The organism is Streptococcus sanguinis (assembly GCF_019928825.1).
In the GTDB taxonomy this organism is placed as follows: domain Bacteria; phylum Bacillota; class Bacilli; order Lactobacillales; family Streptococcaceae; genus Streptococcus; species Streptococcus sanguinis_L.
Genome location: NZ_JAHZOP010000003.1, coordinates 302,540 through 320,876, shown reverse-complemented (window position 1 = coordinate 320,876; position 18,337 = coordinate 302,540). Strand labels below are relative to the sequence as shown.

The following is an 18,337-nucleotide window of genomic DNA, read 5'->3' as shown; positions in this document are numbered from 1 at the left end:
AAGAAAACAAGCCCTTTTGCCTATGTGGCAGCTATTTGTGTCTATATGGTTTGGCTGGCGGACAGAATGGTCAAGAAAATGCTGCCCTCTGATAGAAAAAGCCCAATGTGTTATAATAGATAGCAGAACAAATACGGAGAAAATGATGTCAAAAATTATCGAACTTCCAGAAATTCTGGCCAATCAGATTGCGGCCGGTGAAGTCATTGAGCGGCCTAGCAGCGTGGTCAAGGAGCTGGTGGAAAATTCAATTGATGCGGGTGCAAGCCAAATTACCATCGAAATTGAGGAGGCCGGACTCAAGACTATCCAGGTGACAGATAATGGTGAAGGCATAGATCACGAAGATGTCCCTCTGGCTCTTCGACGTCATGCTACCAGCAAAATCAAGAAACAGGCAGATCTCTTTCGGATTCGGACACTGGGTTTCCGTGGCGAGGCCATTCCGTCCATTGCTTCTGTCTCTCGTTTTACCATTGAGACAGCGACGGAAGCCGGCCAGCACGGGACTCTGCTGGTTGCGCAGGGTGGCGAGATAGAAGAGCACGAACCTACCAGCAGTCCGGTGGGAACGAAAATCAAGATAGAAGATCTCTTCTTTAATACTCCAGCCCGGCTCAAGTATATGAAGAGCCAGCAGGCTGAGCTGTCCCATATCGTTGATGTGATTAATCGGCTTAGTCTGGCCCGTCCGGAAGTGGCTTTCACCCTTATCAGCGACGGCCGAGAAATGACACGGACTGCCGGCAGTGGCAATCTGCGTCAGGCTATTGCAGGCATCTATGGTCTGGCAACAGCCAAGAAAATGGTGGAAATCTCTGTTTCAGATTTGGACTTTGAAGTGAGCGGCTATGTCAGTCTGCCTGAGTTGACTCGTGCGAATCGGAATTATATTACGATTCTCATCAACGGCCGCTACATTAAGAATTTCCTGCTTAATCGTGCTATTTTGGACGGCTACGGCAGTAAGCTGATGGTAGGTCGCTTCCCACTCGCGGTCATCAATATTCAGATTGATCCCTATCTAGCCGATGTCAATGTCCATCCGACCAAGCAAGAGGTGCGGATTTCTAAAGAGCGGGAACTCATGGCCTTGATTTCGCAAGCCATTGCGACCAGTCTCAAGGAGCAGGATCTTATCCCGGATGCTTTGGAAAATCTAGCCAAATCAACTGTTAAGCGTGCCAATAAGCCTGAACAGACCAGTCTTCCCCTTAAAGAAAATCGCCTCTACTACGATAAGGAGCAGAATGACTTTTTCCTCAAGCCACAGGTGGCCGAGCAGCAGTTATCCTTTGAAGAGTCATCAGAACCTGTTCATGAAGCGACAGATGAAAAATCGGAACCGCAACCGACTTCGGTCAAATTTGCAGAGAGAAAGCCGGCCAGCTATGACCAACTAGACCATCCAGAGCTAGACCAGGCTAGCCTGGAGCAGGCTGTGGATAAGTTGGAACAGGAAGAGAAGTCAAGCTTCCCAGAGTTAGAATATTTCGGTCAGATGCATGGTACCTATCTCTTTGCTCAAGGCAAGGGCGGTCTTTACATTATTGACCAACATGCTGCTCAAGAGCGGGTCAAGTATGAGTATTATCGGGAGAAGATTGGGGATGTGGACAATAGCCAGCAGCAGCTCTTAGTGCCCTATATCTTTGAATTTCCAGCGGACGATATGCTGCGAATCAAGCAGCGGATGGAGCTGTTAGAAGATGCTGGCATCTTTTTAGAAGAGTACGGAGCCAACCAGTTTATTCTCCGTGAGCATCCGATTTGGTTCAAGGAAGAGGAGATTGAAGCTGGCATCTATGAGATGTGTGACATGCTTCTCTTGACCAAGGAAGTTTCTATCAAGAAATATCGAGCAGAGCTGGCCATTATGATGAGCTGCAAACGCTCCATCAAGGCCAATCACAGTCTGGATGACTACTCTGCGCGTGATTTGCTCTTTCAGCTATCCCAGTGTGATAATCCTTATAACTGCCCACACGGCCGGCCGGTCTTGGTCAACTTTACCAAGTCGGATATGGAAAAAATGTTCCGTCGCATTCAGGAAAATCATACTAGCCTGCGGGAGTTGGGGAAATACTAAACCTTATAGAAAATCAAACAGCCCTAGTTATAGAACTAGAGCTGTTTTAAATTTTTGAGCTGAACCTGTGTTCCAGTAAGCAAATCAGCTGGATGGCGTTTGTCCTTGCGAAGCAGTCCCATCAGCAAAAAGGTCAAGAAGAGAATCCCTGCTGAAGTTGACAAGAAAATTGACAGGGTATCTGCTTGATAAGCACTACGGATAGCTCCCATATGTCCCAGCTGCCAAGGAAAAAATTTGATAGCAGAGCGCAAAATGCTGTGGGAAAGGCTCCTATGTTTGTAAACCAACTGTAAACCTGCCCAACGTTTTCCGAAACTGCCTTTTCTATAGTCTAGCCAAGCAAAGATAATAGTTAGAGGAAGAACAGAGGTAGAAAAAGCCAGAAGCTGGCTCTGGGCTTCAGTGAATGCAGGAATGCCTTTTAGAACCAGATTATAAAAGCCCATAGCTAGTAAAAAAAGAGCAATGAGGTAGCCTGAGATGAAGAGCCAGTCGCCAAAGAGTTCTTTCAGACGCGTTTTGACAGGTATGGGATTGTCAGTTTTTAGTTTCATCTTTAGCACCTTCTTTCTTAGAATCATCAAGGCCTATAACCTTGTCCAGATACTTTTTCTTAATCTTTAGTGCCTTGTTAATAGCCATTGCTGATGCGATTAAGAGGAAAAAGCTCAACCAGACCAGGGCAGTGAATTTTGCTGGAAAGCTAGAACCTGCGAAAAAGAGAAAGATAGCCAGAGCTGATACAAAAATATATAGAACCTGCCAGAAGCCATAAGATTTCACTTCCTTATAGTAGCGATCTTTTTCGTCTTCTGAGAGGATGGGTTTTATTTCCGGCTTATCGCTGTCTTCTAAAAGCAGATAATCTGTCGTCACCTGGAAAATCTTGCTCAGCTCTACAACTTTTTCGAGTTCTGGCAGTGCTTGGCCAGACTCCCACTTGGAAATGCTCTGGCGAGAGACATTGATTTGTTCAGCTAGCTTTTCTTGTGACCAGCCTTTTTCTTTTCTTAGTTCAAATAATTTATCAGCGAGTTTCATGATTGCAGCCTCCTTTTCTTTGCTAACTCTATCCTAACAGCTTTTAGTTATCTTGAGAATACAGCTTCCTGTACATTTTGTCAACTACCGGTTGCACTTCTGTTTGCAGTTTCCAAGCAGAAAATATGATATACTAGATAGGCAAAATGATACAGAAGAAGGAAGATTATGTACGAATATTTTAAAGGAATCATCAGTAAAATTACAGCCAAATACATTGTGTTGGAAGTCAACTCTATCGGCTATATTCTTCATGTGGCCAACCCCTATGCTTACTCAGGGCATCTTCATCAGGAAGCCAAGGTCTATGTCCACCAAGTGGTGAGAGAAGACGCGGAGCTCCTTTACGGCTTTGCGACTGAGGAGGAGAAGCAACTCTTTCTCAGCTTGATTTCAGTCTCAGGTATTGGCCCAGTGTCTGCTCTGGCTATTATTGCGGCGGATGATAATGCTGGCTTAGTGCAAGCCATTGAGCAGAAAAACATCACCTACCTGACCAAGTTTCCTAAAATTGGTAAGAAGACAGCTCAGCAGATGGTGCTAGACTTGGAGGGAAAGGTAGTGGCGACGGATGGTCCGACAGAAAGCAAGGCGCCCGTCCAGAATGGAGATAATCAGGAGCTGGAAGAAGCCATGGAAGCCATGCTGGCACTAGGCTATAAGGCTGCTGAGCTTAAGAAAATAAAGAAATTCTTTGAAGGAACGACGGATACAGCTGAAAACTATATCAAGTCAGCCCTCAAGATGTTGGTGAAATAGGAGAAAGCTATGACCAAACGCTGCGGCTGGGTAAAAATGAACAACCCCTTGTATGTGGCCTATCATGATGAGGAGTGGGGCAAGCCCCTCCATGATGATCAGAAATTATTTGAATTGCTTTGCATGGAGACCTATCAGGCCGGACTTTCTTGGGAGACCATTCTGAATAAACGCCAGGCTTTTCGGGAAGCTTTTCATTTCTATGACGCCCAGAAAATTGCCCAGATGACGGATGCAGATCTGGATGGTTTGTTAGGCAATCCTGATATTATCCGTAACAAGATGAAGATTTATGCAACTAGGGCTAATGCCCAAGCTTTTTTGGCTGTTCAAAAGCAGTTTGGCTCTTTTAATGACTATATCTGGTCTTTTGTGGATTTCAAAACGATTGACAATCAAATTACGAACTACAAGGAAGCACCGACTAAGACAGAGCTGTCAGAAACTATGTCCAAGGCGCTGAAAAAGCAAGGTTTCAAATTTGTCGGTCCTGTTTGTGTCTATTCATTCCTAGAAGCAGCTGGCCTTATCAATGACCATGAAAATGATTGTGATTGGAAGTAGAACAATGAAAACAAGAAAATTTCTCCTTATTTTTATCACCCTCTATACGATCTTATTCCTAGCTAGAGGCTTGCAGTTGATTGGGATAAATTGGTTGATTTACCCAGTTTATTTCCTTTTATTTATCTTGGGAATCTTAGCTTATCGTGAAGAATTAAAGGAGCAGCTGGCCTTGATTCTGACTAAAAAGAAGGAATTTCTAAAAACGATCTCCTTGTATATGTTCTTTGTTTTCCTCCTGTCCATTGCCTGCAACCTGCTTTCGGGTGTCATTAAACAGGTACTAGGACTGCCCCTACAGGGGCAGAATGATGCCAGTATTCAAGGTGCCTTGTTGAAAAATCCCTTTCTAATCTTGGTTATCGGTTGCTTTATCGGGCCAATCGTTGAAGAGTTTTTCTTCCGTCGCTTTTTCCTAGGCACTTTCTTGGCAAAATTCTCTGACGGGCTCGGTATTGTCTTAACAACCTTTCTATTTGCCACCCTTCATATGCACAGCTGGGACTTATCAGAGTGGGTGACAGCTATTTCCTATATTGCCGGAGGTCTTCTTCTCTCGCTCCTGTATCTGAGAAAGGACAAGAATATCTGGTATCCAATTGCCCTTCATTGCTGCAACAATATTATTGCTTTTATTATTTCATTTATTTTAAGATAGAAAGATGAAAGTAATGTATAATCAGCTAATTTATCTTTAGAGAGTAGGGAGCATGTAAATCATTTAAAATAGTGATTCCTTTTGTTTAATAAGAGACTATAAAAGTATTTTGACACCTTGTCAAAGATTTCAATTTGTCGGTCCTGTTTGTGTCTATTCATTCCTAGAAGCAGCTGGCCTTATCAATGATCATGAAAAGGATTGTGACTTCAATTTACATAAAAATACCGTTTGAGAAAGATTCTCAACGGTATTTTTCAATTTCTTCTTTTAGAGATTTTACTAGCTCTTTTTCATCGGCAAGTTGTAGTAGAGCAATCCCTTTTTTTATTAATTCGTTATCATTTTTGCAAATTCCAAGTCGAATCTGTGAAAGCCCGAGGGAATCATAATGTTTTTCTTTTTTTGACAAATCGTAAATGTATTTAGTAATTTCAGCGCATTCTCTCTTTAATCCATTATAAAGATAGATGGTAGAAAGGTTGACTAAGAGTCCGATTTGTAGATTATTCCCATTGCGAAATGATTGGTATTTTTTTATGCTATTTAAAATCTTTTGGGTAAATTGTTTGATATTTTCTAAAGGGAAGAAATAAAGGATGGTAGAAAGCAGTCGAAAATCACTTTCATACCAAGTGTCCTGTTTTTCTAAATACGCCCAAATTTTATTGGTAGTAGCATTAATTTCTTTTGTCTCAGAAATTCCATTTTGTCTCAGATGAATAGTAATATTGATGCTATCTAAAGCATGTTTAATCGGAATATCGGAATGTTTATATAGATATGCCTCGCATTCTCTCTTCAATTGTAACAAGCTTTTCGTCCCTACAATAGACTCACCTTGGTTATACAGAGAATTTAAAATTTTCTGCCGTTGACTAGGTTGATAATAATCACAAATATATTTAAATTCTTCTAGTGTCATATCTATCTGGCGAAGTAAAAAAATCATGGTATCGAACTTTGGCACGACTTGCCCGCTTTCAATTCGTGCCAAAGTTGAGCGAGCTAAAAAATCTCCACAAATTTCTTCTTGAGTCAACCCTTTTGATTTCCTAATTTTTTTATAGATTTTTCCATAATCCCAGCGCATAAGAACTCCTTTTTAAAATGTTACTAAAAGCTACATTTTGAAAAAATATTTTAAAATAGTATATCATGAAATAAAAAGGAGGGCAAAAATGAAGAAAGTGAAATACAATTCTATTTTATTGGCAATGACGCTAATAATGCTTGTAAATGCACTCCCATGGTGGTGGCCGTGGAGATAAGGTGGATAGGATAGAAGTGGAGTGAGTTCAATGTTCTAAATATTTCAAAAAAGTAGGCAAAGATTAAATATATATATATTTAAAAATTAGAATCTATAAAATTTAAGAATTAAAAATAAAACATTAGCTTTATTAGCTACAGTTTCTTTAGGTTTTGGGCTAACTACTATGACTAGTATCGTTAGTGCAGAAGTAGCATATCCAGCCCCATATCCGATTATTGATGAATGGAATTATGGTGTGAATGATAACTATGGTTATTCTAATTACTATGTTAAATCTCCGAATAATATTGGTTCAAAATCTTCGATAACTAATCTTTGGGGAACTGTTAAGTCATCTGATTCTCAAAAATATGGATGGGCAATGTCAAGTTCAACAAAAAGTTGGAATGATGTTCGATTAAATGCACATTGGAACTACTTTAAATTTTAACAATAGTTTATGAAAGTTGGAAGAACCAATAATATTATAGGGTCTTTTATAATATAGGTAGGAGCTTATGAAATTAAAATTAGGTGTTATAGGACTCTTTTTTTGCTTAATTGCTGCCATTGGTCTGGTTAGTATTAGTGATACTCAAAAACCAATACCTTTACCAATTGATGGTGCCTTCTCCATTCAAGGGAAAAGCAATCTTTCTAATGAAGAAATATATCAAATGATTAGTGGCCTATCAGAAGAGAAAAAAGTTAAAATATACAAGCCGGTGGTTCAGAATTCAGGACAGTTGACTTATATAAATCTTGATGATGCCAGCCATGAACAATTAAAGTCTATACCGATAACAGGGATGTACTATACTCTAGGGGAAATAGATTCAAATGGTTTAAAAAAACTTACGTCTACAGGTCTGCAAGTAGTATATATGGCTTACCCTTGGTATATGGGAGGAATGATACAATTTACTGGCTCTTTAAGATTTTTGTTAATGATTTCAATTTACTTAACCTTATTAGTTGTTTTATTTGTTGTTAGAGCGAGAAAGATTAAAGAAGGGATGATAAGACGTTCTTTAGGATTGCCTGTGTATAACCTAAAAAAGGATTATTTAATTTCTGTTACTTTTGAGCTGATTTTAGTTGCTTTATTGATGGTTTTCTATGGCTCTTTTCTGGGGAGTGGTCTCTTCACCTATAGTTCCAAGTTATTCTTCTCTCTACTTCTAACCAATTTTATAATTTTTCAAATCATTGATCTCATCACCTTTGTTTTATTTTGGCTGACGATTCAGGTTGAAAAGCCTATTGAAATTATAAAAAATAAGGCCAAAAACAGCCTCATTTTTATCGTATGGCTTGCGGTTATTTCTAGCATAATAGTTGTTTCAGGAGTCTTTTTACGGGAAACAAAGGCTAGTCAATCAAAGATAAATATACAGATAAAGCATTTAGAACCATGGAGTGCAGTAAAAGATTGGAAAAGACTAGAGTTTTTGGGTATTGAAAATGAATCTGTTACTAATGGAGAAGAAGCAAATGACTCAGGAGCTAAGTATATAGAGATTGCTAAAGCCTTAAAAAAACTGGATTTTATATATATCAAATCATCTTCAGCCTATGTTCCAGATTTTATGAAAACTTCTCATGTTACAGAAGATTTTTCTAAGCAATTAAAAAGTGATGGGATAACGAATCCAGAGGTTAATAAAGAGCTGGTTTATATCAATCAAACAGGTGCTAAGGTACAAAATAAAGTTAATGGAACAAACTATCGTATTTTAGATAATAAAATAGCAACCATCTATATTCCTAATAAATTTAAAGAGAATAAGGCATCAATCGAGAATACGGTTGTAGCAGAACAATTTACTGGTACAAACTATACAAAAGATGATCTTACGGTGCAAGTCATTCCTGATGGGCAAGAATTTTTCTATTTCAATGAAAATGGCAGTAGTGTCCCTGAAAATAAAGATAATCTACCTTTGGAAAGTGTGACAAATAGTAAGAGTAATATAGTGGTTATATTAGATACTGATAAAATGGTAGAAACTAACGATTTTATTTTGGCAAGCAATATCATATATAACTCACTTTTTAGTCCAGAAGCAATTAAGGACATCAACGATTTGAGTGCTAGTTTGAATTTTTCAATCAATCCAGTCGAGGTTTACCAAACTGTGAAACTTAATATTCAATCTTTAGAGCACCAAATTCTCCTTTCAAAAATACTGCAAATAATTATTTGTGGAATTGTATTTCTACTCATTTATCAATATGCTCAAATGTTTGTTGCCTTAAAACAGAATGACTATGTCAAAAAAATCATTTTAGGCCTATCGAAAACAGGTATGGCCATTTCAAGTCTAAAATATTTTATGATAACGATTATAATGGTTATCTTATTGACATTTATCATGACAGGACAAATAGAGTTATTGTATATTGGTCTTGCTTCTTTAACGGTTTTAATGATGTCAATGATAATAAGTTTCAGAAAATTATCTGATAGATACACTCAAATTCTAAAAGGGGATGACTAATGACAATTGAAATTGTGAATGTTACAAAAAAATATGGCTCAAAAGAAATATTTACAGATTTAAATTTAACCTTTGAAGCTGGAAAGAGCTACGCCTTGATTGGCGGTTCGGGTTCAGGTAAAACTACCTTGCTAAACATTATAGGAAGGCTAGAAAAAATTGACAGTGGAAAAGTGTTAGTTGATAAACAGGATATTTGGAAAACAAAAGAAAGAACCTATTTTAAAAATACTATTGGGTATGTATTCCAAAATTATTCTTTGATAGAAAACAAAACAGTATATGATAATTTAAAACTCCTCAATAAAGACAAAAAAATTATATCTGAGATACTTGAAAAAGTAGGCCTTTCTAGGGACTATTTAAAACATAAAATATATGAATTGTCTGGGGGACAGGCTCAGCGTGTAGCTATTGCAAGAATGTTAATGAAACCGCGTAAAATTATTTTAGCGGATGAACCTACAGGAGCCTTGGATAGTGAGATTGGGAATGAAATCATCAACTTATTATTGAGTGAAGCAACCAAGGATAATTATGTTATTATAGCAACGCATGATCCAGCTGTATATAGTAAAGTTGATGTTATCATTGATATAAAAGATATAGGAAGTCAGGCATGAAAAAGAAAATTTATATTAGTTTGCTACTAGTCATTGGAATACTCGCAATCGTCTTAATTGGCAAACAAGTGATTAAAAAAGAAAATTCCAATAAACCTTCGGTGGATTTAACAGTCTATACAATCTCTTCGAATGATACCGAAAGATGGGATAAGGTAAGGCAAGTAGAAACAGAAGATGCTGTCTATCTAATATCTGTCAAAGAAGTAGCATCTTCAGAAGAAGTGTTTTCAAATATTATTGCAGATGGCACTGCTATGGGATTTGGAGTTAGTGAAGAAGAAGTTAAACAATTTAACAATAATTTAGGAACTACTGTAGTAGATGCTAAAAATAATAAATTGATTGGGATAGAATTCTTCACTTTTTCTGATGATGGCAAGGGATTTTCAGTAGCGAATTTTGATTACGGCAAAAAAGAGTTTAATAATCAAAAAAAAGAAAAGAAAGAGTTCTATAAAAAACTATACGAAGCGTTTAAAAAATAATTTATGATGACACGACAAACGCATAAAGACAAAAGTTCCAATAAATTTTTGAAATACAAATCTTGATTCAGCTCATTTGTCAAAGGTAGCTGCAGTTTTACTTTCCTCTTTTTTCTTTGCTTGTCTGTTCTCTTTCATAATAGTGCGACTATATTCCTTGTTTCATAGAAAAAATTCCTTGGTTTTCTAACATCCAAGGAATTTCGTTTAGTTATCCTTCTGCATCCAAATCTTTTCCTTGATAAAGATGCGTAGTTCATAGAAGAGCATAAAGAGGGTGGAGATGAGGAAGCCAGCCATAAAGATATGGTGCAAGTAAGCAAAGACACCAATATAAACCAAGATGGAAAAAAGGTAGAGGATGACTAAATAATGCCATTTCTTGGCCTTACTGTCTTCGATGACTTTTTTCTCCAAGCGCTCATCCTCCTTGATGAGTGTGTCCAGACTGATATCGAACTCCCGACTGATAGCGATGAGATTTCCAATATCAGGGATCCCTTTTTCACTTTCCCAGCGGGCAATGGCGGAGCGGGAAACCTTGAGTCTTTCCGCCAAAGCCTCCTGAGTGAGTTGATTTTGTTGACGAATATCTTTGAGAACTTGTGAAATTTTCATGATGATCTCCTTTCTTCAAATAAAATTATTTAGATGATTTTATTTTTTCATCTTTATTATAAAAATAATGAAACCATTTGCCAATAGCATTTCCCTAACAATCTAGTTATTCTGCATAACACCAGTCCTTTTTAAAAGTTTTTCACAGCATGTTGACAAGTTTGTCAAGGAGCTTGACAGCTCTTTTTATTTCTTGAAATGAAAATCAACTTTTTTAAGATTTTTTGTGATAAAATAAAGCCAATTCCGAATAGTAAGATAGGAGGTTCTATGAAAGCAGAAATTATTGCTGTGGGCACCGAGATTCTGACAGGTCAGATTGTCAATACCAATGCCCAATTTTTATCTGAAAAACTGGCGAGTCTAGGGATTGATGTTTATTTTCAAACAGCAGTGGGGGACAATGAAAATCGTCTCCTCTCTGTTTTGGAAATTGCTCAAGGGCGTAGTAATCTGATTATCCTAACAGGAGGCTTGGGGCCAACAGAGGATGATTTGACCAAGCAGACCTTGGCTAAGTTCTTAGGACGTGAGCTCAATTTTGACTCACAGGCTGTGGAAAAGCTGGATTGCTTTTTTGCCAGCCGGCCAGATTATGCTCGAACTCCCAATAATGAGCGTCAGGCCCAGCTGGTTGAAGGCTCGGCTCCTTTACCAAATGCGACTGGTTTAGCTGTCGGAGGATTGTTAGAAGCAGACGGAGTGACCTATGTAGTCCTGCCTGGCCCGCCTAGTGAGCTCAAGCCCATGGTCAATAACGAGCTGGTTCCCCTCTTATCCACAGGCCAGAAATTGTATTCACGGGTGCTGCGCTTCTTTGGTATCGGCGAGAGTCAGCTAGTGACTATTTTGTCAGAGATGATTGAGCAGCAGAGTGACCCCACCATTGCTCCTTATGCAAAGACAGGAGAAGTTACCCTACGACTGTCTACCAAGGCTCTGAGTCAGGCAGAAGCCGACACTAAGTTTGAGGCTGTGGAAAAGGAAATTTTGTCCCATAAGACTTTTGAGGGACAGTCACTGTCAGAGATTTTCTATGGTTACGGGGATGACAATTCCTTGGCACAGGTGGCTTTTGATTTGCTCAAGAGTCAAGGAAAGACGATTTCGGCGGCGGAGAGTCTGACAGCAGGGCTCTTTCAGGCGACCTTGGCTGATTTTGCTGGAGCCTCTTCCATTTTTTCAGGTGGCTTTGTCACCTACAGCATGGAGGAAAAGAGCCGGATGCTGGATATTCCGTTGGGAGACCTGGAGAAGCACGGTGTCGTTTCCGCTTTTACGGCTGGGAAAATGGCAGAGCAGGCTAGAAAGCTGACCGAAAGTGACCTAGCTGTCAGTCTGACAGGTGTGGCTGGTCCAGATTCACTGGAAGGCCATCCAGCAGGGACCGTTTTTATCGGCTTAGCAAGTGCTTCAGGAACAGAAACTATTAAGGTCAATATTGCTGGACGAAGTCGGCGTGATGTGCGGAAAATTGCTGTTCTGCACGCCTTCAACCTAGTACGAAAAACTTTATTAAATAGCTGATTTTTGGTATAATGACCAAGATGGCCAAAAGACATTTTAGAAAAAACAGGAGAAATAAATGGCAAAGAAACAAAAAAAATTAGACGAAATCTCAAAGAAATTCGGCGATGAGCGCCAAAAAGCCTTGGATAATGCTCTTAAAAACATTGAAAAGGACTTTGGTAAGGGAGCTATTATGCGTCTTGGCGAGCGGGCAGAGCAAAAGGTTCAAGTTATGAGTTCTGGCTCTTTGGCCTTGGATATTGCCCTTGGTGCTGGTGGTTACCCTAAGGGACGGATTATTGAAATCTATGGTCCGGAGTCTTCTGGTAAGACAACCGTTGCGCTTCACGCTGTTGCTCAAGCGCAAAAAGAAGGTGGTATCGCAGCCTTTATCGATGCTGAGCATGCTTTGGATCCGTCATACGCGGCTGCTCTAGGTGTTAATATTGATGAGTTGCTGCTGTCTCAACCTGACTCTGGGGAACAGGGATTGGAAATTGCCGGCAAGCTGATTGACTCAGGTGCGGTGGACTTGGTGGTTGTAGACTCAGTTGCAGCCCTGGTACCACGTGCAGAAATCGATGGCGATATCGGTGACAGCCATGTCGGCTTGCAGGCTCGGATGATGAGCCAGGCTATGCGTAAACTGTCTGCTTCTATCAACAAAACGAAGACGATTGCGATTTTCATTAACCAGCTGCGCGAAAAAGTTGGCGTTATGTTTGGTAATCCTGAAACAACACCAGGTGGCCGTGCACTGAAGTTCTATGCTTCTGTCCGTCTGGATGTCCGTGGTAATACTCAAATCAAGGGAACTGGTGATGAGAAGGATACCAATGTTGGTAAAGAAACCAAGATTAAGGTTGTTAAAAATAAGGTAGCTCCGCCATTCAAAGAAGCCTTCGTGGAAATCATGTACGGCGAAGGTATTTCCAAGACAGGTGAGCTGATTAAGATTGCGACTGATTTAGACATCATCAAAAAAGCTGGTGCTTGGTACTCCTACAATGATGAAAAAATCGGTCAAGGTTCTGAAAATGCTAAGAAGTACTTGGCTGATCATCCAGAAGTCTTTGACGAAATTGACCGCCAGGTTCGTGTACGTTATGGTTTGATTGAAGGCGATGACTTGGCAGAAGCGGTTGGCAACAAGGCTGACAGCCCTGTGGAAACGATGGAAGAAGTGACTCTGGATTTGGACGATGCCATCGAAATTGAAGAGTAATTTTGCAAAATAGGTCGCAAGACCGATGGTTTTTGTGATATAATAGACTACGATATTAGTATCGTGTAGCGAAAGGAGTACTTACATGATCACAATCTATACTGTCTCAAGTTGTACTAGTTGTAAAAAAGCAAAAACCTGGCTAAACGCTCATCAATTAACTTATAAAGAACAAAATTTAGGCAAAGAAGGCATCACCAAAGAGGAACTTCTGGATATTTTAACCAAAACAGAAAATGGTATCGCGAGCATTGTTTCATCAAAAAACCGCTATGCTAAAGGTTTGGGTGTTGACATTGAGGAATTAAGTGTCAACGAAGTTCTTGACATCATCATGGAGACCCCACGTATTTTGAAAAGTCCCATTTTAGTGGATGATAAACGTCTCCAAGTTGGTTACAAAGAAGATGATATCCGTGCTTTTCTGCCACGTTCTGTTCGCAATGTTGAAAATGCAGAAGCTCGTCTGCGAGCAGCTCTTTAAACTTTGAATATAACTGAAAGAGTCGGGAAGAGAATCTCGGCTCTTCTTTTTGTTCAGGTTGATAGCAGTCTTTGGCGACTGGATGGATTGACAAGGAGCAGAACTGTGATACAATATCTCTGAGGAGGATGGAAGATGAAGAAAATTTTAGTAGGACTGGGATTGAGTGTGGCACTGTTAGCAGGCTGTGGACATAAAAAGACAGAGACGAATTCGAATGCGGCTGACAAGAAAGAAATCAGCAATAATCTGCCTATCATTGATAATGCCAAGCAGCAGGAAGTGATTACTCGGACGCTTGTTTTTCCAAAGGATGAACGAGGAAACCAGCAGAGTCAGACAGTAACTTATCAGGGAGAGCATTTTAAACGCTTGGTTATTGAAAGGCTGACTGCGACTGATGATGAGATGAAAGAAGCCATCAAGCAGATGGGGCTGGAGGAAGCGCAGAAGTCGCTCAATGAGTCACTGGAGCAGGATGCAGACTATGTGCAGGCTCGTGGACTTCAAGGTTTTAGCGGCTCAGTGACAATTTTGAATGAGAACGAGCTGAAAATGACTTCTACCTATGACTTTGAGAGTTTGGATATCGAAAAAGCAGCGGCTATGCCTTATTTTCAAAATCTCAAGTTCAAAGAAATGATTAAGCTGACGCCAGAAGAATACATCAACAATCTCCTGATGAATGGAGCAGAAGAGCAGAAATAAGCTGCTCTTTTTTATTACATTTTAATGACAGAGTGACAATCAGTTTGACAGCGCCGTTTTTATAATGATATGATAAAATCAGCTCAATATTGAAGGAGATAAGACATGAGAAAATTAATTGTCTTTTTGCTGACAGCTTTGGCAATCTTAACGGCTTGCAGTCAGCAGTCAAATAGCAGTTCATCCTCACAGGGAGGGGCTGGAAAAGGAGATATTGTCACTAAGTCCTATAAAACTGAGAAGCAATTAGAACATGGAAAAGAAACTAGGATCTTAACCGTCAGCTACAGCGGACAGAAGTATGATAAGGTTATCCTGCATGTCAGCAAGGCTATTCCTGACAATATCAAGGAAGCTCTGTCAAAACAGGATGTTTCCACCGTAAAGAAAGAAATGCTGTCTTTGATCGAGGAAGCGCTTGGTCTGAAAGAAGCAGTGAATATAACCGGTCTTGACTTGAAAACAGATATGACAGCGGAAGAGATTTCTCTGGAGATGACTATCGATCCTGAGAATCTAGACTACGAAGCAGCCAAAAAGCTTCCAAACTACGCGCAGCTGTTTGAGCAAATCGAGACCCTGAGTCCGGAAGAATTGCTTAACAAGTTTAAGGGAAGCGACGGTGTGGAAGTGCCGTCTTCAAATTAGGAAGTTTCCATCCAGTTCTCTGAAGAGAGCTGGATTTTTGCTGGATTTCAGAGTCAGACTTCGAATAAATATTAGCTAAAGCTTATTGAAAAATTAGGGAAATTCAGGTGAATTAAATTTGTGAAAAGCCTATAATTATGCTATAATAGGGATATTCTAAAGAAAGAGGGTGTAATTGTGGGATTTACAGATGAAACAGTACGTTTTAATCTCGATGATTCAAATAAAAAGGAAATTAGCGAGACTTTGACCGATGTCTACAAGTCGCTCAATGAAAAAGGATACAATCCAATCAATCAAATCGTGGGATACGTACTCAGTGGCGATCCTGCGTACGTACCTCGCTATAACAATGCCCGCAATCAAATCCGCAAATACGAGCGCGATGAGATTGTTGAGGAGTTGGTTCGTTATTATTTGAAAGGACAAGGCGTCGATCTCTAATGAGAATTATGGGATTAGATGTGGGCTCGAAAACGGTTGGGGTTGCCATTAGTGATCCTCTTGGTTTTACGGCTCAAGGACTGGAGATTATTCCGATCCATGAAGAAAAGGGCGAATTCGGCCTAGAGCGCTTGGGTGAGCTGGTGAAAGAGTATAAGGTTGATAAGTTTGTTATTGGCCTACCTAAGAACATGAACAATACCAGCGGGCCTCGAGTGGAGGCCAGTCAGGCTTATGGCCAGCGGGTTTCTGAGCTGTTTGGTCTGCCGGTTGACTATCAGGATGAGCGTCTGACGACGGTGGCTGCTGAGCGCATGCTGGTGGAGCAGGCGGACATTAGCCGCAGCAAGCGCAAGAAAGTTATTGATAAGCTGGCGGCGCAGCTGATTTTGCAGAATTATCTGGATCGAGATTTTTAGAAAAGAAATGAAGGAGACACTAGTATGACACATGATCATAACCATGACCACGAGCATGAAGAGCGTGAATTAATTACCTTGGTTGACGAGCAAGGGAACGAGACTTTATTTGAAATTCTTTTGACCATTGATGGTAAGGAAGAGTTTGGCAAGAATTATGTTCTTTTGATTCCGGCTAATGCGGAAGAAGATGAGAACGGTGAGGTAGAGATTCAAGCTTATTCCTTTACCGAAAATGAAGATGGCACAGAAGGCGACCTGCAGCCAATCCCAGAGGACTCAGATGCTGAATGGGATATGATTGAAGAAGTCTTCAACAGCTTTATGGAGGAGTAAGACTGGGCTAGCCTCGCTTCCAGAAATGGACAAGCGCAGGCGAGATGCTAGCTGAACTTGACAGATGAAGGAAGTAGCCAAGGCTGGGCTATTTTCCATCTCATATCATAAACATTAGAAAGAGGAGCGAGTTGCAATTCAGATTTGAATTCTGCTTCGCTGCTCTTTTTTGGGTAAGAAAATGAATGAAATTGAAGAATGGCTGAACAGCCGAATTGGTCTAAACTTTCGTTCGGGTCTAGGGCGGATGCAGCGGGCTGTAGCTCTTTTTGGAAATCCTGAGCAGAGTTTTCCAACGATTCATGTAACTGGTACAAATGGCAAAGGCTCTACTATTGCTTTCATGCGTCAGCTGTTTGCGGGGCATGGTCGCAAGACAGGGAGTTTTACCTCACCACACATGATTAGTATTTATGATCGGATTTGTATCAACGGTCAACCGATTGCTCCAGCTGATTTTATCCGTCTGGGTCAAGAGGTGCAAAAGATGGAGCAAGAACTGCTCAAAAGTCATGACCAGCTGTCCTATTTTGAAATTCTGACCTTGATTGCCTTTCTCTATTTCAAGGAGCAGGAAGTGGACATAGCCTTGATTGAGGTAGGGATTGGCGGATTCTTGGACACGACTAATGTCATTACGGGAGATATTGCAGTCATCAGCTCTGTGGGCTTGGATCATCAGGAGACTCTGGGAAGGAGCTTGACGGCGATAGCAGAGCAAAAGGCTGGGATTTTCAAGCCGGGGCGGCCAGCGGTCATCGGACCGCTGCCAGAGGAGGCACGATTGGTTTGTGCGCAGCGAGCTCAGGAGCTGGGAATAGAACTCTATCAGTATGGTCGCGATTTTTCTCTGGCAAATCAGACTTTTTCCAATTCGACCATGACCCTATCCAATCTTGAGCTGGGCCTCAAGGGAGGTTATCAGGAGGAAAATGCGGCGCTGGCCCTGCAGGTTTTCCTGCTCTTCATGCAGCAGCAGGGGTGGGAAATAGATTCTGCTAGGATTCGGACAGCCTTGCAGGAGACTCGCTGGGCAGGGCGATTGGAAGAAGCTAGTCCAGGTATTTATCTTGATGGGGCCCATAATCTTCCTGCACTGGAGAGGTTAGTGGAGTTTATCCAGAGCCAGAAAGATAAAGAGTGCTTGCTTCTTTTTGGTGCTCTCAAGCGTAAGGACTACAGCACTATGCTGGCTTATCTGCGAGAGGCTCTGCCAGATGTTCAGTTGACGGTTACTTCCTTTTCTGATGGAGATTCCCTTGGTCAAGCTGAAGCGGAAGGCTTCTTCTACATAGAGGATTATCGGCAGCTTATTCAGAATTTTCAGGAGAGGCAAAACGCTAATCAGCTGCTTTTCATTACGGGTTCTCTTTATTTTATTGCAGAAGTCAGAGCTTATTTGACAAGTTTATAAATTTACCGCCGGAGTCCTGCTTTGGTACAATAAAGACAGAAGAAAAAGGAGAACACTATGGCAATTTCTAAAAAGTTAATGATTTCAGGTTTAACTGCTGCGGCTGTTTTAGCCTTGGCAGCTTGCGGTTCTAATCAGAACCAGACGGCACCTTCCTCTCAGTCTCAGTCAGTCGCTTCCAGCAAGCCAGCAGAGTCTTCGTCAGTAGCTAGCACGTCTAGTGCGGCCAATAGCAGCTCATCTGCTTCTGCATCCTCTTCCGAGCAAGTAGCCAATGGCGAGCTGGATGGCAGCTATCAGACAAGCCATGAAGGCGATCAGCTGACCTTGCAGATTTCAGGAACTACTGGCCAGCTGACCAAGGTCGAGTCGGATGGTGAGCAGGAAATTGAACAGGTTCAGATTGATGCTACCAACCAGACCATGATCATCGGAGATGATGTCAAGCGCTATCGCATTGAGGGCAATCAGCTGACAATTGAGGATCTTTCCCAAGAACCTTATGATGATGACACACTGGTCTTTACGAAACAATGATGAAAGAGCCCTGT

The 18,337-nt window shown here is 40.8% G+C and carries 22 protein-coding genes and 1 pseudogene; 19 read left to right on the top strand and 4 right to left on the bottom strand.

What is annotated here, in order from left to right:
* The first annotated feature begins 145 nt into the window (after window positions 1-145).
* The gene (gene mutL / locus K1J09_RS07695; RefSeq protein WP_124765043.1) at window positions 146-2,089 is read left to right on the top strand and encodes a DNA mismatch repair endonuclease MutL; all 1,944 of its coding nucleotides are present in this window, start codon (window positions 146-148) and stop codon (window positions 2,087-2,089) included.
* 35 nt (window positions 2,090-2,124) lie between these two features.
* On the opposite strand, the gene K1J09_RS07690 is transcribed toward mutL, so the two are convergent.
* Together K1J09_RS07690 and K1J09_RS07685 are read right to left on the bottom strand one after the other, a co-directional pair.
* The gene (locus K1J09_RS07690; protein ID WP_185681438.1) at window positions 2,125-2,646 is read right to left on the bottom strand and encodes an RDD family protein; all 522 of its coding nucleotides are present in this window, start codon (window positions 2,644-2,646) and stop codon (window positions 2,125-2,127) included.
* Window positions 2,630-3,133: a helix-turn-helix domain-containing protein gene (locus tag K1J09_RS07685; RefSeq protein ID WP_124765039.1), complete on the bottom strand. Its 504-nt coding sequence runs from the start codon at window positions 3,131-3,133 to the stop codon at window positions 2,630-2,632. The genes K1J09_RS07690 and K1J09_RS07685 overlap by 17 nt, the downstream gene beginning before the upstream one ends.
* Window positions 3,134-3,301: 168 nt before the next feature.
* Here K1J09_RS07685 and ruvA point away from each other — a divergent pair, with 168 nt between their 5' ends.
* From ruvA to K1J09_RS07665, 4 genes and pseudogenes are all read left to right on the top strand, one after another.
* On the top strand, window positions 3,302-3,892 hold the full coding sequence (gene ruvA / locus K1J09_RS07680; RefSeq protein ID WP_124765037.1) for a Holliday junction branch migration protein RuvA: 591 nt from the start codon (window positions 3,302-3,304) through the stop codon (window positions 3,890-3,892).
* A 9-nt stretch (window positions 3,893-3,901) separates the two neighbouring features.
* Complete coding sequence (locus tag K1J09_RS07675) at window positions 3,902-4,456, top strand: DNA-3-methyladenine glycosylase I (RefSeq protein ID WP_124765035.1); 555 nt, start codon at window positions 3,902-3,904, stop codon at window positions 4,454-4,456.
* Window positions 4,457-4,460: 4 nt separating this feature from the next.
* A complete protein-coding gene (locus K1J09_RS07670) occupies window positions 4,461-5,114 on the top strand; it encodes a CPBP family glutamic-type intramembrane protease (protein ID WP_009660214.1) in 654 nt (217 codons plus the stop codon).
* Between the two features lie 127 nt (window positions 5,115-5,241).
* Window positions 5,242-5,349 (top strand): annotated as a pseudogene (locus K1J09_RS07665) (DNA-3-methyladenine glycosylase I); the annotation flags it as partial.
* 9 nt (window positions 5,350-5,358) lie between these two features.
* On the opposite strand, the gene K1J09_RS07660 reads toward K1J09_RS07665, so the two are convergent.
* The gene (locus K1J09_RS07660) at window positions 5,359-6,207 is read right to left on the bottom strand and encodes a helix-turn-helix domain-containing protein (RefSeq protein WP_223323742.1); all 849 of its coding nucleotides are present in this window, start codon (window positions 6,205-6,207) and stop codon (window positions 5,359-5,361) included.
* 346 nt (window positions 6,208-6,553) lie between these two features.
* On the opposite strand from K1J09_RS07660, the gene K1J09_RS07655 reads away from it, so the two are divergent.
* The 4 genes from K1J09_RS07655 (at window position 6,554) to K1J09_RS07640 (ending at window position 9,981) form a co-directional block, all read left to right on the top strand.
* A complete protein-coding gene (locus K1J09_RS07655) occupies window positions 6,554-6,820 on the top strand; it encodes a hypothetical protein (protein ID WP_176693608.1) in 267 nt (88 codons plus the stop codon).
* 67 nt (window positions 6,821-6,887) lie between these two features.
* Window positions 6,888-8,870 (top strand): ABC transporter permease, encoded by a 1,983-nt coding sequence (locus K1J09_RS07650; protein ID WP_009660147.1) that lies wholly within the window; start codon window positions 6,888-6,890, stop codon window positions 8,868-8,870.
* The gene (locus K1J09_RS07645; RefSeq protein WP_009660224.1) at window positions 8,870-9,493 is read left to right on the top strand and encodes an ATP-binding cassette domain-containing protein; all 624 of its coding nucleotides are present in this window, start codon (window positions 8,870-8,872) and stop codon (window positions 9,491-9,493) included. Before K1J09_RS07650 ends, K1J09_RS07645 begins: the two co-directional genes overlap by 1 nt.
* Window positions 9,490-9,981, top strand: a complete 492-nt coding sequence (locus tag K1J09_RS07640) for a hypothetical protein (RefSeq protein ID WP_002894087.1) — start codon at window positions 9,490-9,492, stop codon at window positions 9,979-9,981. Before K1J09_RS07645 ends, K1J09_RS07640 begins: the two co-directional genes overlap by 4 nt.
* Before the next feature lie 207 nt (window positions 9,982-10,188).
* Here the strand turns inward: K1J09_RS07640 and K1J09_RS07635 are convergent, their stop codons facing one another.
* Window positions 10,189-10,599, bottom strand: coding sequence for a helix-turn-helix domain-containing protein (locus K1J09_RS07635; RefSeq protein ID WP_009660243.1), 411 nt, complete (start codon window positions 10,597-10,599; stop codon window positions 10,189-10,191).
* A gap of 270 nt (window positions 10,600-10,869) precedes the next feature.
* Here K1J09_RS07635 and K1J09_RS07630 point away from each other — a divergent pair, with 270 nt between their 5' ends.
* The 10 genes from K1J09_RS07630 to K1J09_RS07585 all read left to right on the top strand — a co-directional run bounded on the left by K1J09_RS07630 (window position 10,870) and on the right by K1J09_RS07585 (window position 18,323).
* Window positions 10,870-12,126 (top strand): competence/damage-inducible protein A, encoded by a 1,257-nt coding sequence (locus K1J09_RS07630; protein ID WP_009660174.1) that lies wholly within the window; start codon window positions 10,870-10,872, stop codon window positions 12,124-12,126.
* Window positions 12,127-12,184: 58 nt separating this feature from the next.
* Complete coding sequence (recA, locus tag K1J09_RS07625; protein ID WP_002902034.1) at window positions 12,185-13,333, top strand: recombinase RecA; 1,149 nt, start codon at window positions 12,185-12,187, stop codon at window positions 13,331-13,333.
* Window positions 13,334-13,418: 85 nt separating this feature from the next.
* Window positions 13,419-13,817: a transcriptional regulator Spx gene (gene spx / locus K1J09_RS07620; protein WP_002894078.1), complete on the top strand. Its 399-nt coding sequence runs from the start codon at window positions 13,419-13,421 to the stop codon at window positions 13,815-13,817.
* 135 nt (window positions 13,818-13,952) lie between these two features.
* The gene (locus K1J09_RS07615; protein ID WP_009660169.1) at window positions 13,953-14,525 is read left to right on the top strand and encodes an SP0191 family lipoprotein; all 573 of its coding nucleotides are present in this window, start codon (window positions 13,953-13,955) and stop codon (window positions 14,523-14,525) included.
* Window positions 14,526-14,630: 105 nt separating this feature from the next.
* Complete coding sequence (locus tag K1J09_RS07610) at window positions 14,631-15,173, top strand: hypothetical protein (RefSeq protein WP_009660238.1); 543 nt, start codon at window positions 14,631-14,633, stop codon at window positions 15,171-15,173.
* A gap of 177 nt (window positions 15,174-15,350) precedes the next feature.
* Window positions 15,351-15,617 carry an IreB family regulatory phosphoprotein gene (locus tag K1J09_RS07605; protein ID WP_002894075.1) on the top strand — a complete coding sequence of 89 codons (267 nt, stop codon included), beginning with the start codon at window positions 15,351-15,353 and terminating at the stop codon, window positions 15,615-15,617.
* Window positions 15,617-16,036, top strand: a complete 420-nt coding sequence (gene ruvX, locus K1J09_RS07600) for a Holliday junction resolvase RuvX (protein ID WP_223323741.1) — start codon at window positions 15,617-15,619, stop codon at window positions 16,034-16,036. The genes K1J09_RS07605 and ruvX overlap by 1 nt, the downstream gene beginning before the upstream one ends.
* 24 nt (window positions 16,037-16,060) lie before the next feature.
* Window positions 16,061-16,372 (top strand): DUF1292 domain-containing protein, encoded by a 312-nt coding sequence (locus K1J09_RS07595; protein WP_002894073.1) that lies wholly within the window; start codon window positions 16,061-16,063, stop codon window positions 16,370-16,372.
* A 181-nt stretch (window positions 16,373-16,553) separates the two neighbouring features.
* Window positions 16,554-17,786, top strand: coding sequence for a bifunctional folylpolyglutamate synthase/dihydrofolate synthase (locus tag K1J09_RS07590; RefSeq protein WP_223323740.1), 1,233 nt, complete (start codon window positions 16,554-16,556; stop codon window positions 17,784-17,786).
* Window positions 17,787-17,843: 57 nt separating this feature from the next.
* Window positions 17,844-18,323 carry an SP_0198 family lipoprotein gene (locus K1J09_RS07585; protein WP_009660193.1) on the top strand — a complete coding sequence of 160 codons (480 nt, stop codon included), beginning with the start codon at window positions 17,844-17,846 and terminating at the stop codon, window positions 18,321-18,323.
* Window positions 18,324-18,337 lie beyond the last annotated feature (14 nt).

Coding starts and splice junctions, on each gene's coding strand:
- mutL (WP_124765043.1), top strand. CDS start 146: ATGTCAAAAATTATCGAACTTCCAGAAATTCTGGCCAATCAGATTGCG.
- K1J09_RS07690 (WP_185681438.1), bottom strand. CDS start 2,646: ATGAAACTAAAAACTGACAATCCCATACCTGTCAAAACGCGTCTGAAA.
- K1J09_RS07685 (WP_124765039.1), bottom strand. CDS start 3,133: ATGAAACTCGCTGATAAATTATTTGAACTAAGAAAAGAAAAAGGCTGG.
- ruvA (WP_124765037.1), top strand. CDS start 3,302: ATGTACGAATATTTTAAAGGAATCATCAGTAAAATTACAGCCAAATAC.
- K1J09_RS07675 (WP_124765035.1), top strand. CDS start 3,902: ATGACCAAACGCTGCGGCTGGGTAAAAATGAACAACCCCTTGTATGTG.
- K1J09_RS07670 (WP_009660214.1), top strand. CDS start 4,461: ATGAAAACAAGAAAATTTCTCCTTATTTTTATCACCCTCTATACGATC.
- K1J09_RS07660 (WP_223323742.1), bottom strand. CDS start 6,207: ATGCGCTGGGATTATGGAAAAATCTATAAAAAAATTAGGAAATCAAAA.
- K1J09_RS07655 (WP_176693608.1), top strand. CDS start 6,554: ATGACTAGTATCGTTAGTGCAGAAGTAGCATATCCAGCCCCATATCCG.
- K1J09_RS07650 (WP_009660147.1), top strand. CDS start 6,888: ATGAAATTAAAATTAGGTGTTATAGGACTCTTTTTTTGCTTAATTGCT.
- K1J09_RS07645 (WP_009660224.1), top strand. CDS start 8,870: ATGACAATTGAAATTGTGAATGTTACAAAAAAATATGGCTCAAAAGAA.
- K1J09_RS07640 (WP_002894087.1), top strand. CDS start 9,490: ATGAAAAAGAAAATTTATATTAGTTTGCTACTAGTCATTGGAATACTC.
- K1J09_RS07635 (WP_009660243.1), bottom strand. CDS start 10,599: ATGAAAATTTCACAAGTTCTCAAAGATATTCGTCAACAAAATCAACTC.
- K1J09_RS07630 (WP_009660174.1), top strand. CDS start 10,870: ATGAAAGCAGAAATTATTGCTGTGGGCACCGAGATTCTGACAGGTCAG.
- recA (WP_002902034.1), top strand. CDS start 12,185: ATGGCAAAGAAACAAAAAAAATTAGACGAAATCTCAAAGAAATTCGGC.
- spx (WP_002894078.1), top strand. CDS start 13,419: ATGATCACAATCTATACTGTCTCAAGTTGTACTAGTTGTAAAAAAGCA.
- K1J09_RS07615 (WP_009660169.1), top strand. CDS start 13,953: ATGAAGAAAATTTTAGTAGGACTGGGATTGAGTGTGGCACTGTTAGCA.
- K1J09_RS07610 (WP_009660238.1), top strand. CDS start 14,631: ATGAGAAAATTAATTGTCTTTTTGCTGACAGCTTTGGCAATCTTAACG.
- ruvX (WP_223323741.1), top strand. CDS start 15,617: ATGAGAATTATGGGATTAGATGTGGGCTCGAAAACGGTTGGGGTTGCC.
- K1J09_RS07595 (WP_002894073.1), top strand. CDS start 16,061: ATGACACATGATCATAACCATGACCACGAGCATGAAGAGCGTGAATTA.
- K1J09_RS07590 (WP_223323740.1), top strand. CDS start 16,554: ATGAATGAAATTGAAGAATGGCTGAACAGCCGAATTGGTCTAAACTTT.
- K1J09_RS07585 (WP_009660193.1), top strand. CDS start 17,844: ATGGCAATTTCTAAAAAGTTAATGATTTCAGGTTTAACTGCTGCGGCT.